This window comes from Treponema pedis, from assembly GCF_017161325.1.
Taxonomy (GTDB): Bacteria; Spirochaetota; Spirochaetia; order Treponematales; family Treponemataceae; genus Treponema_B; species Treponema_B pedis.
On record NZ_CP045670.1, the window covers coordinates 1,948,830 to 1,960,946 of the forward strand.

The window sequence follows — 12,117 nt, forward strand, 5'->3', positions numbered from 1 at the left end:
ATTTCACTGTTCTTTATTTTTATGCGGAAATTTTTATATCTTCCACAATGTTACCGTCCAAAATTTTAATGCGGTGCTCAGTCAAATTTACTATTTTCGCATCGTGAGTGGAAAAGATAAAAGTTGTTTTTAACTCTTTATTTACTTCTTTCATTAACTCCAAAATTTGGTCTCCCGTCTTCGAATCAAGGTTTGCCGTAGGCTCGTCCGCCAATACTATTGAAGGCTTTGTAACCAGGGCTCGGGCAATCGCAACACGCTGTCTTTGTCCGCCTGAAAGTTCATTGGATTTATGATGTGTCCAATCCGTTAAACCTACCTTATCGATTAAATAACGAATCCATTCTTTTTGTTTTTCTTTTGATTCCTTTGCCTTGCCGAAAAGAAGAGGAAATTCGATATTTTCATAAACATTTAAAACCGGAATAAGATTAAAAGATTGAAAAATAAAACCTAAATATTCATGCCTTAATATTGTCATCTTTTTATCCAATTTTGAAGAGATTTTAACCTTTTTATTTTTTCTTTTTGAAAGCGAAGCAAAATCGCTTTTACCGTAAATGCTGTTATTATTTATAAAAAGCTCTCCTTCAGTCGGAGTATCGATTAAACCTATCATATTTAAAATAGTGGACTTCCCGGAACCTGAAGGCCCCGAAATGGAAACAAATTCCCCCTGTTCCACGGAAAAATTTACCCCCTTTACCGCTTCAACTTCAAGTTTACCCAGAGGATAGGTTTTACGTAAATTTTTAGCTTGTACAATACTCATAGTTTTCTCCTTAATTTAAAAATTTAAACCAATCAAGACCGCCTGAAGCCTTTATAAAGCAACAGTTAAGCCTTAAAATAGTTTTATAGCTTGATATAATACAATGTTTCAGATAATAGCACAGCCGTACTTTTTTGTCAAGTGTTTTAACGAAAATACCGATAAAAATTTAATTGCTTCAATCCTTTGCGGGTAAAGCAATATTTTTTGCCCAATCAGGTTTGCTGTCTTCAAGTATATCCGCAAAATTGTCCGTATATACTTTTTCTTTCCATTGTTCATCATTTAAGCGATTGTAAACGGGCTGTTTAAATTCGTAATAGTTAAAACAATAACCTACGGCAACGCGTTTTCCTCCTTGCGCATCATTAAGCGGAACATAAATTCTATACGGAATACCTGTTGCGGTTTCCAATGCGGTTCCGGTTTCGTGATTTGTAAACACATCGGCAACCAATGCCGATTTGAGAAGATTTTCATCGAGTTCGCTTCCCGACGGAGCGGCAATAAGTACAATACGAACAAGCTCGAAAGGAATTGAGGCAATCCATTTTATATCTTCTTTCGATACGGGTTTATCTTGAATTTCAAGCTCTACAATTTCGGCAGCCTTTTTACAAAGCGTTTCAAAATTTTTTAAAATATCCTGCACGGATTCGTCAATTAAGCCGTAACCGCCCAATACATTTGAAAGAAGACCGATTGAATTTGCGGTATTTTTAAAAAACGGTAAATTGGGTTCAATATAATGGACTAAATGAGGAACTTCTTCGGTTCTAAATGTCGCTTCTTCATCGTAACCTCCTCCGTATTCCGCACCGCTCATCTTTGCATATAAAATAGTATCATGTCTAAGTTCAGCCCAAGCCCCATGTGCGGAAAGTAAACTCTTCCTGTTCCATTCAGGTGTTTCGGTAAAATAAAAACCTGCCCCCTGTTCAAATTGCGCAAGAAGAGAAATACCGTTTAAAACCCTTGAGTAATAAGTATGGCCTAAAACTTTTTCCGGATTTGACAGGATTGCCCTTTCAAAACCGTCCAATATCGGTTTTAATAACTTAAATTTTCTATACTCGTCCTGTAAAAGAAAATCCGCCGCTTTTGAACCGAGAGCCTTCATTATATCCAAACCGCTTACCATACCTCTGCCTATATTATTGCCGTTTTCGTCAATGCCCGTTAAACGCGGTGCGCTTACGGAATGATGTATAAAAGAATCTAAAACAAACCTTTGACCGAATAAACGCCAGCCCATAGGAGGCCGTCTTTCTTCTTCGGTACCTTCGGAAGGAGAATAAAAAACCGAAGAACCTGCAATTGCAGGAGGCTTAAGCTTTTTATGAGCATCTTTCATAAAGGCTATAAGATTTTTTTTATCCGAACTCCATTCTTTAAAATTTTTTACATTGTATTCCCCCCATAAGGGCAATACCTCTTTAAACGATAAATCATCGGATAAGCCTATTAAAGCCGTTATCGGCTCAAATAAATTACACCATTCGGTATAAAGCTTTTCATTGTTTTTTACGGTTTCGGTTATTAAAAGAGCAATAGGCTCCATATTCATCGTAAGGTCTTCCGACCCGGAAGCCTCCTGTCCGTTTTGAGATAAAACTTTAGGCCCCTTATCGGCAATTAAAAAATGAATATGACCGAACCACATCATAGCTCTAAAATAAGCTTCAAGTTTTTTATTTTTTGTATAATGTCCCCGCGGTTTATACTGCGAATAATCCTCGCTCATATAATTTTTATCGGCAAAGGTAAAAATTTCAGACCGCATCAGTCCTTCGGCACCGTATATAAGCTCTATTTCCTTTCGCACCTTATCGGGATATTCTTTAAGCACGGTTTCTTTATCCGGTTCTTCATAAATAATTTCGTCGTTACCGTACTTATCCTCACCTTTTTTAGGCTGTCCGCTCAATTTAAGAAGGGCTTGTGCCGTAAGAAAATAAAGTTTTGCTTTTTCCAGGGTTTCTTCTTTTGCAGTTATGGCGGAGGAAGTATTTACCTTCTCCAAATCTTTTAAGAAAAGAGTAACCAAAGTTTCCAATTTCGGCATAAAAAACGTTTCTTCACAATACTGCAAAAGCCGGTCAAAAACCAAGTGCTGAGAATGTGCAATTAAATCCGTAGTTATAAAAACGGGGTCTTCTTTATAATCGGATTTAAATATGGAGGATAAATGATTTTGATAAAGAGAAATCATATCGTCGGGGCTAAAAGAGTCAAGCCCATATTCTTTTTTGTTTACGTTTTGAAAAATAAGCCTTTTTTCTTCAAGCATATTCCTTTCAAGAGCCGAAAGATAATTAAAACCGCATATCGGATAAAACTCGGAGGGGCGTCCGTTTGTTTTATACAGCATTGAAATGATTTTATTCATCTTAAGGTCTTCATTTAATATAAGGTCCGCACCGAAAACCAAGCCTGTTTTTCCATTCAGTTCGGTTTTATAAAACAGGTTTACATTATCTTGAAATTCAAAAAAGCCCGTATCATCTTCTTCGTCCGCGGCACTTTTAACAGGCTCTCCTAAAATGGGAATAACAGTTGAAAACGGAACAGGAATACCTTTCGGAAGTTTTTTTAAATCGGCATTGCTTTTTATATTTTCAATTTCCGTATTTTCAAGCGGATAAAACATACAAACCTTGCTTCCGACAACTGCCGTCTTTTCGGTTTTAAATTCTTCCTGCGAAAGAGGCATAAAGATAAGTTTATCGTTAAGATATTTTTGATGAGCACGCGCTTTCGGGGCTTTTTTTTCAAGCGGTAAATATATAGTTACGGGAGGTTCTTTTTCTAAAACGGCCTTAACATCTTTTTGCAGATTATCATTTGAATTCTCGGCCTTCGAACCTATGTTGTCGGAAACGGATACGGCCTTATCATCTCCGCTCCCTTTGCATGAGCCTAAAACAAAGCTTAAAAATACAAACAATATCGCAATATAAATACAAACGGTTTTTAAAGCCGCATACCGTAATTCGGTGAATTTACTAAAAATATAATTACACATACCGTAATTATATTGCACAAAATATCAAATGTCAACTTAAAAATTTAAATTATCAATACTTTGTGTTAAATAAAAAATCCGTTTCGACGGCACCTTCCCGTATAACTGCCGGTTTTTCCCCTACAAGGCTTATTATGGTAGAGGCGGCACATATTTTATCGTTATAGACTTTCCCTCCGTCAACAATCAGAGGAATTATATCTTCAAATTCTTTTTTTATATCCTCTATCTTCGTCAATGCGGGAAAAGCCGAATAATTTACGCTTGTAGAATAAATAGGAGCCCCTGTTTTTTTTATTACGGAACGAAGCCAATCGTCATCGGGACATCTAAAAGCCGAAGTGCCTCCGTTTTCCGTATCTTTAACAATCAAAGTAAGAGGAGCGGGCCATAAGCCGAATAATTCTTTAGGAACGGACGAAGATGTATAGTTAAAAATATCTTCAGGTTCCGCAATAAGGGTAATAAGCTCCTTGGAAGGCGGCCGTCTTTTAATTTTAAAAATTTCCCGCTTTGTGTACGGAACAATACCCGAAAACCCGTATATCGTATCGGTAGGAATAATTATCACCTTGCCGCTTTTTAAAAAAGAAGCCGCAATATCGGCAGAATCAGCCCCGTCTTTTTGAATAAGCATCTTTTTTAACCGCAAACATCTCGAAAATTACCGCAATAATCCCCATAGAAACGGCAATTGTCTTACATACATAATCCGAAAGAAAATGAGGTTTTGAAATTTTAAGCACGGCCCCGGGATTAAAAGTTTTACCGAAGCCTGAATTAAAATTAACCAGTTTTATAATTCCTTCATTTTCATATATATATCCCAACTCATGAGCATAAACCGCAATTGTTTCCGGATTATACGTTAAATTCTTTATATAACCGTCAAGTTCAAACCCGGTTTTATTTAAAGAATTAACATGTTCAATCAGCGCATCTCTTTGTACTTCCATAAACCGCTTTGAATAAATTCCCTTAGCTCCGAAAAATAGTGTAAGGATACTGTAACTAAGAACGGTAATAAAAACGGGTACAACTACCCTAAAATATATTTTCATAATCTTACATTATATAACGGCATCTTTTTCTTTTTTCTTGAATTTTATTTAAAACCGTGCATAATTATTATCATATATATTTAGGTTCTTTACAAATTCAGCCGATATATAGTATAATTAAGCAGGCAGGGAGACAAAGCATGGCAGCAGAATTTAATAAACACGAAGAACCCGATGATTCGATTTTTCCTGTAAAAATTGAAGACAATTCCGAACTTGATATGTACGGCGTTTGGATAAAGAAAAAGCCGGAAAACAGCGGCGAAATTACACAGGAAAAAAATGATTCTGAGGATATAATCTTTGACGATAATAAAATTGAATTCGATGAGCATGATGTTATCGATTTAAATAAACTTGAAGAAGAAAATATATCTTTTGAAGAACAGGCAATTTTTGACGAAAATATAAGACCGGATTCCGATAAAATCATAGATTTGGAAGAAACGACAGGGCTTGCTTCAATGGCGGGTATAGAAGAATTCGATTTAAGCGATTCTTCACAAACCGAAATTATAGATGAAGAAATTGCAGATGATAACGATGAACAGCTGAATAACCTGCCGGAATTTCAAACAATTACAGCGGAAGACAATATTACGGTTATAGAAAATAAGGAGCAAGAAGCGGATATGGATATTAACGATTTTGAAACTCTTGATTTGGACGATTTTTTAAACGAAGAAACGGCCGCAGAAAAAGAAGTTGAAAAAGAAAAAACTAAGAAGTTGAAGACATTTCTTCCGGTTTAGATGAAAATCCCGTTTCAGATATTGTCTTCGACTCCGATGAAGATATAAAAATAATTACCGATACGGACGACTCCGAAACAAAGGCTTTAAACAAACAGGATACGGATTTAAACTTCAGTATAGAAGAAACCTCCGAATTCGATGATATCCTTAATGAGCTGGGTGCAGGCCCCGAACCTCAAGCCGATACCGAAAAAGAAAAAGACGGAATAGATATAAATATAACCATAGATGAAGATTCCGACATATCTTCAATTGCGGGAAAAACCTCAGGTGCCAATGAAGATTTTGACGATGTCGCTATTTTTGCGGAAACTCCGAAACGGGAAGAAGTTATACCCGCTAAACTCGAGGAAACTCCCGATGAAGATTTAATAATAGAAAGCACCGTAATTGAAGCGGAAAATATCAATGAAATTAGAGAAGAAAACAAAAGAATATTAAACGAAACGGAAAGCGAAAGTTCGGCACCTGCGTCCGTAACTGAAGAAGACAATAAGGCTCTTGATTCAATGCTCGATGATATAATGGCCGAGCCCGTTTCCGAAACGGCCTTACAAGCGGAACCGGTTCCCGAAAACGAGCCGTCCGAAGATATTTTCTTCGATGATATTGAAGCCGTAAAAAACGACTTATTTGACGAACCTCAAAAACAAACCGCTCAAAGCAATACCGTATTACAAAACGACAGAGCTACCGAAATTCTTTTACAAATTGCGGGAGAATTATCCAGTATTAAAACCGAGCTTGCAACCTTAAAACCGAATTGGCTTCGGCAAAGGCTGATATGGATAAGGCAGTAAGCAATAAACGTTCAGCCTCCGAAACCGGTAAACAAAATGCGGAAGGCAACCCCGAAAGCAAAGACAGTAACGGCTTTTTCAGCGACGACGATGTAGATGAAACAATAGCTCTTACCGGAGATGAACTTAACAATATACTTATAACTGCGGACTTTACGGAAGAAAACGCTAAAGATGAATTTGAAGTACCCGAAGTAATCGATATGCCGATAGAAGAAGATACCGATGAAACGAATGACGTATTCGAAGATGTTAAAATAAGCGACACGGAATCGATGGAGCCCATTTTGAATGAATTCGAAAACGGACACATCAATTCCATCTCCGAAGATTTAAGTTATTTGGAACAAGATGATATTCCCGAAGCCGGTAAAATTGACGACAATGCCGAAAACTACATTGATATGCCTGATTTTACAGGAGAACAAATTGAAGAACCTGATTTGGAAAATTTCGATTTAACTATAAAAGAACTTGAACTGCCTGACGGAGAAAGCGTTCATTTTGAACAGTCCGCAGACATTTCTGAAACGCAAAACGAAGAGCCTTTTTCGGAAGATGCGAATTTAAGCTCATTTGATTTGACTCCCGAAGAAGCGGAAGAAACTGTAGATGACGACTTTAAAATACCGGAAGAACTTGTAATTGACAATCAAACTTCTACGGAAGAAACGTTTTCACCCGAGGAACTTTCGGAAGCGGCGGAAGATATTCCAAGGCTGGATTTAACAACAAATACCGAAGAAGAAATCAAAACCGAAATAAAAACCGGAGATGGCGCGGAATCTTTACAGCCCAACCCTGCCGACGGCAAAACTCTTCCCATACATCTTAAGGAAGAAATAAAATCGGTATTGACTTATATGGACCAACTTTTAGAAAGTCTCCCCGAAAATAAAATCGAAGAATTTGCAAAGTCGGAATATTTTGATACCTACAAAAGATTGTTTGAAGAATTGGGGATTTCCTAATGGGTTTAAGACTTTTAGCGGAGGCTGTAATCAAAAACAAGCCTCCCCTTATTGACGAAACAAATAAAGGAGAGCTTTTTTTTAAAGCGGAAAAATATTTCATTAATTTTCTTTCCTCTATAAAAATAGAAAAAGGCGGATTTCTTATAAAAAATGAAGAAGATTTTTATGAATTATGTTTTCCTTCCGGCTTGGATATTACTACTTTTCACAGATGCGTAATTCCCGCAGAGACTTTTGAACCTACCCTTACTTCTTTAAACGAATGGACAGCTTTAAAAAGCGGAAATTTTTCGTCATTGCGCAATTTTTTTTCTTCACAGGAGTATATAAGCATAACCGATATCCATATTTTCCCTTTGGAAGCGGAAAAGGCTTTTTTATTTTTATTAAAATCACAAAAAGATGTTTCAAGAGAAGAATTCAATTTTACGGCGGATACAAATAATCTTATTTTACAATATAATAAATATAAAAACATTTTTAAAACGGCCAAACCCGTATATCCGTTTCAATACGGAAAAAATGCGGTAACTCTAAAAGTAAAAGCCGCCTTAAATGCGGATAATTTTGCATGTTTAACAACTTTTTCATTTACCGAATTATTTCCCGATACTGTAAAACTGCAAAGCGATGTTTCCGTTTTAAAGCTATACTATTCAGTCATAAATAAAATTTTACAAATTATCGGAAGGTCAAATATTTCGGTTTTAAAAACAAACCGAACCTTAGCCTTATGTCTTTTTTCAGCTCAAAAACTGCCTCAAGATATTTATGTAGACAAAATAAAGTTCGCAATTTACCCTATTTACGGAAAAGATTTTTGTGACAGGATTATAATTGAATACTCAGGATTTTCCAAAGATGTAAAGACTGTAATGAATTTCTTGGAAGAAAATACACAACAATAATTTATCGGTCCCGTTTTTGAAAAATAAAATTAAATTTTATCTATATAAGCGTCTCTTAGAGCTTGCAGCTTTTCAGGAGGAATGGGTTCTATAGTAAACGAAGGCTTTGCAAAGAAATAGCCTTGAAATAAATCCACTCCGAAGCTCAGCAAAACTTTAATTTCTTCTATTGTTTCAACGCCCTCCGCTAAAACAATTATATCTCTTTTTTTCGCATAAGAAATAAGGTTTTCAAGCAAATTCTGCTTATCCAAACTTTTATGAATTTCCCTTACAATCGAAATATCTATCTTAACAAGATTGGGAGAAAGAAATATTAAAGAAGAATCATTGCTGTATCCGCTTCCGAAATCATCTATTGCAATCATTGCATTCCATTTTTGAATAAGGTCGCTTTTTATCGAATAAAACGCCGTATTAAGAGGTTCGCTTTCGGTAATCTCCAAAACTATATTTGAAAGATACGGAGTAAATCTGTCTTCAAATTCGGTAATTTTCGTTTCGGTTAAAATTTGAGAGCTTACGGTATTTAAAAATACTTTCGAAGTTTTAGAAATTTCTCCGCTTTTAATTTTTTCCGTAAAAGTTTCCATCGCGGCAAAAAATGTAATTTCTTCAAGAATATGCAATTTGGATTGAGCTCTTGCAAGCCGTAAAATATCCTCAGGACTTTTAAATTCACTCATCATCGAGCGCATAAGCATTTCATATCCGTATATTTCTCCGGTTGCGGCAACTATAATAGGCTGCATGGCATATTCAATTAAATTCTTTTCAAACATTTTATTTAAGGCTTCGGTTCCCTGAATCAAAATGTAATTCTTTTTATACATATCCAAATTAAAATCATGTAAAGAACCTTTAAACGAATGTTTAACATCATATATTGCAAAATCGGCATACCTTATCAAATCCGCCTGATTATCCGCATCATAAGGATACCACGCTATACCGCCTGAAACCCTAAGTCTTGTTTCCTCTCCGCTTGGAAGAACAATCGTCATTTCCTGAATTTCTTTCCAAAAAGCATTTAATAAGAGTCTTATTTCATCTGCCGTAGAAAAACTGTAAAAGAAGGTGTAAAATTCGTCTCCCGACCGTCTACAAACAATACACCTGTCCTGTTGAAGCGTAGAAAGTTTTTTTCCGAAAATTTGTAAGTGGGCATCGCCGTAAGCATGACCGAAAGAATCGTTTAGATATTTTAAATTATCTATATCCCACATAACCAATGCGCAAATTCCTATATGCCGTTGTTTAAACACTTCGGATATTTTTCTGTCAAATGCATTACGATTATATAAACCGGTAAGGTCATCATAGTTCATTTGCATTTCAAGACGGGTCCTGTCTTCATTTTCGCGCGTAATATCCAAAGCAATCCCCATAACACGTTCGTTTTCCTTCATTCCCGTAAAGCGTATCCATCTGACCTTACCCGGCTCTCCTGTGGGTATTGCATATATTGTTTTTGTGCCTTCTTTACTGTTTATATAATACTCAAGCTCATTAAGCATTTGATAAAATTCGGCATCATTTAAAACGGTATCGGTAGAATACTTTCGTATATTAAAAAGTTTAAACCAAATGGAATTACAAAAAACAGTACCTAAAATAATATTATGCTCAAAAACACCTATGGGAACTTGAAGCTGTTCTACAATTTTGGAAACTCTCGAAGCGGCATTAAAAACTCCTATACTCAAATTTTCTATCGAGGAAATAAGAGAATCAAGTTCCACTATATTCATTTTTTCAAGATGTAAGGGTTTAGTTTGGTCGCTGTTTTCAATTTTCGATACCACTCTTGCAAGCATATTTGAAATATGCTTACTTGATAAATATGCGCCCGTTAAAAATAATATACCGGCTATAAACAGTGTTTGCCAAAATATACCTATAAGAGTGGAAGAAAATGATAAAATATCGTTTTCAGGCACAATACCCATTAAAACCCACTCCTGATTGCCGTAAAACGATTTAGGAGGATACATATTGAATTTTTCTACGGCAACACATTGTTTTGAACCCAAAAACATGGAGTTTTCTATACGGTATACATTTTTATAACCCGTCTTTACAACATTTAATACGGGAAACTGGGAAGCCGTCAAATCTACGGAAGTTCCGCTTACACATATAGGTGTAAATTCAAGCGAGTCGACCGAAGTATCGCGTGTCGCTATACAATATAACCCCTTCCTGCCTGAGTAAAGTTCGTCAAAGTATAAAAATGATTTTAAATAATTTATCGATAAATCTATACCTAAAACACCGTAAATATTCCCATCATCATCTTTTAAAGGTATTGAATAAGTGATAACCTCTTCCTTCTCACACAGATTAAACGGCGGGCTCCAATAAGACATTTGCTCAGTACTTGCATTTATCCCCAATTTTGCAAGTCTTATAGGGTAATTAAAATACTTGGAATTTTCGTCATTTAAGCGGTTGGAAATGGAAAAATATTTTTTATATTCATCATCTAAAGCTATTTTATATTGTTCTACCGTTTCAGGATTTCCATGTAAGAGCCTTAAATCGTTATTTTCGGCAGGCGAAAGTAATAAAGAAGGGTTGCGTAAATAAATACCGGGATACGAAAAATCGGTACCGCTTTCGGAAAGACTTCGCGGAGAATCCAAAACCAAAAAAAATCCCATAACATTATTTTTTCTCAAAAGATAAATTAACATAGGAATAATGTCTTCCATAATTTTATTTTGAACATCATCTCTGTTTATAATTTCTTTTTGAGAAAGACCTTCTTCGTTTAAAACATTTATAATAACACTTAAAATCTCTTCGTTTATTCCTTGAAAGGCTGTCCAGCGTTTAAATTTTTCATTTTCAATATATATTTTTCTGCTTAATACTTTTTCCGAAAATTCTATATATGCGCTGTCATCGGATTTATTTAAAAGCCCGGAATTTAAGAACATAAAAATCATAACCGAACTTTGAATCACAAATACAAAAATCATCGGAATCAAAAGACGGGTAAGCATTGTTGTTTTGTATCGCGAAGTATTCTTTTTAACTTTCATTTTCTATATAATATCATATATTAAAACTTATTGCAATATTTTTACGGAATAATAAATAAAATAAAAACAATTTAATACGGTTTATTTATTCTTACATAACCCAGTTTTACAATACCGCTGTAAAAAGGTTTAAAATATTTATCGGTGCCGTAGGCGGCGGTAAAAACCGCAACATACAGGTCGGAAGAAGAAGAGTTTGAAGTTTTTACATCAGGGTCGGTTCTCAAAATGGAAGAAAAAGATTTATTATTGGCTCTTAAAACATTACCGAAGTTTATTCCGTTAATTAAAATCTCGGCCTTATGTGTAGAGTAATCCGTAAGTCTGAAGGACACCTTTCTGTCGGCGGTAGCCGAAGAAATAAGAGGATTGGGAGAAGAAACGGAAGACCTTAAAAATGAAAAAGACAAAGAGGAAAGTAAATAATTTGCGGCGGCGGACGGATTTGAATCGTTGTAAGAATATGCACTATTTATTGCGGAAACACAGTCGGCTTCATTTTCATAAATTCTGTAGAATATGTCAAAACCTTTAAAATACCCCAAAGCATCTTCGGTATTTTTTTTATCAGATGTTTCAAATTCAAAATATTTTTGTTCGCCGTCAACATGGGAACTGGGGTCATGAATTACGGTCGGAGATACCAAATAAATAATATCATCTATTCCGCATGAAAAAAAGAGAAGGATACAAAGTAAAATCGGGAATTGTTTTTTCATAAACACCCTTTAAAAAAACTGCGGTAAATTATCGATAGCGGCCCGCACTTTAAAAC

At 35.5% G+C, this 12,117-nt stretch carries 11 protein-coding genes; 4 read left to right on the forward strand and 7 right to left on the reverse strand.

The window, feature by feature from the left end; all coding sequences use genetic code 11:
* Positions 1–19 precede the first annotated feature (19 nt).
* The 4 genes from DYQ05_RS09025 to DYQ05_RS09040 all read right to left on the reverse strand — a co-directional run bounded on the left by DYQ05_RS09025 (position 20) and on the right by DYQ05_RS09040 (position 4,858).
* Entirely contained in the window at positions 20–772 is a 753-nt protein-coding gene (locus tag DYQ05_RS09025; protein WP_020965686.1) for an ABC transporter ATP-binding protein, read from the reverse strand.
* Between the two features lie 178 nt (positions 773–950).
* A complete protein-coding gene (locus DYQ05_RS09030; RefSeq protein ID WP_206183291.1) occupies positions 951–3,797 on the reverse strand; it encodes a DUF3160 domain-containing protein in 2,847 nt (948 codons plus the stop codon).
* A gap of 52 nt (positions 3,798–3,849) precedes the next feature.
* Positions 3,850–4,434 (reverse strand): L-threonylcarbamoyladenylate synthase, encoded by a 585-nt coding sequence (locus DYQ05_RS09035; protein ID WP_206183292.1) that lies wholly within the window; start codon positions 4,432–4,434, stop codon positions 3,850–3,852.
* Positions 4,409–4,858, reverse strand: a complete 450-nt coding sequence (locus tag DYQ05_RS09040; protein WP_024467330.1) for a septum formation initiator family protein — start codon at positions 4,856–4,858, stop codon at positions 4,409–4,411. Before DYQ05_RS09040 ends, DYQ05_RS09035 begins: the two co-directional genes overlap by 26 nt.
* Before the next feature lie 140 nt (positions 4,859–4,998).
* Between DYQ05_RS09040 and DYQ05_RS09045 the strand changes: the two genes are divergently transcribed.
* Positions 4,999–5,610, forward strand: a complete 612-nt coding sequence (locus tag DYQ05_RS09045) for a hypothetical protein (protein WP_206183293.1) — start codon at positions 4,999–5,001, stop codon at positions 5,608–5,610.
* Positions 5,611–5,788: 178 nt separating this feature from the next.
* Here DYQ05_RS09045 and DYQ05_RS09050 read toward each other — a convergent pair whose 3' ends face one another.
* On the reverse strand, positions 5,789–6,106 hold the full coding sequence (locus DYQ05_RS09050; protein WP_206183294.1) for a hypothetical protein: 318 nt from the start codon (positions 6,104–6,106) through the stop codon (positions 5,789–5,791).
* A gap of 16 nt (positions 6,107–6,122) precedes the next feature.
* On the opposite strand from DYQ05_RS09050, the gene DYQ05_RS09055 reads away from it, so the two are divergent.
* The 3 genes from DYQ05_RS09055 to DYQ05_RS09065 are packed head-to-tail and all read left to right on the forward strand — an operon-like array spanning position 6,123 to position 8,295.
* Positions 6,123–6,413 (forward strand): hypothetical protein, encoded by a 291-nt coding sequence (locus tag DYQ05_RS09055; protein WP_206183295.1) that lies wholly within the window; start codon positions 6,123–6,125, stop codon positions 6,411–6,413.
* A complete protein-coding gene (locus DYQ05_RS09060; RefSeq protein ID WP_206183296.1) occupies positions 6,398–7,384 on the forward strand; it encodes a hypothetical protein in 987 nt (328 codons plus the stop codon). The genes DYQ05_RS09055 and DYQ05_RS09060 overlap by 16 nt, the downstream gene beginning before the upstream one ends.
* Complete coding sequence (locus tag DYQ05_RS09065; protein WP_206183297.1) at positions 7,384–8,295, forward strand: hypothetical protein; 912 nt, start codon at positions 7,384–7,386, stop codon at positions 8,293–8,295. Before DYQ05_RS09060 ends, DYQ05_RS09065 begins: the two co-directional genes overlap by 1 nt.
* 29 nt (positions 8,296–8,324) lie before the next feature.
* On the opposite strand, the gene DYQ05_RS09070 is transcribed toward DYQ05_RS09065, so the two are convergent.
* Both DYQ05_RS09070 and DYQ05_RS09075 read right to left on the reverse strand, forming a co-directional pair.
* Positions 8,325–11,342 carry a bifunctional diguanylate cyclase/phosphodiesterase gene (locus DYQ05_RS09070; protein ID WP_206183298.1) on the reverse strand — a complete coding sequence of 1,006 codons (3,018 nt, stop codon included), beginning with the start codon at positions 11,340–11,342 and terminating at the stop codon, positions 8,325–8,327.
* Between the two features lie 71 nt (positions 11,343–11,413).
* Positions 11,414–12,061 carry a hypothetical protein gene (locus tag DYQ05_RS09075; protein WP_024465311.1) on the reverse strand — a complete coding sequence of 216 codons (648 nt, stop codon included), beginning with the start codon at positions 12,059–12,061 and terminating at the stop codon, positions 11,414–11,416.
* Positions 12,062–12,117: the final 56 nt, after the last annotated feature.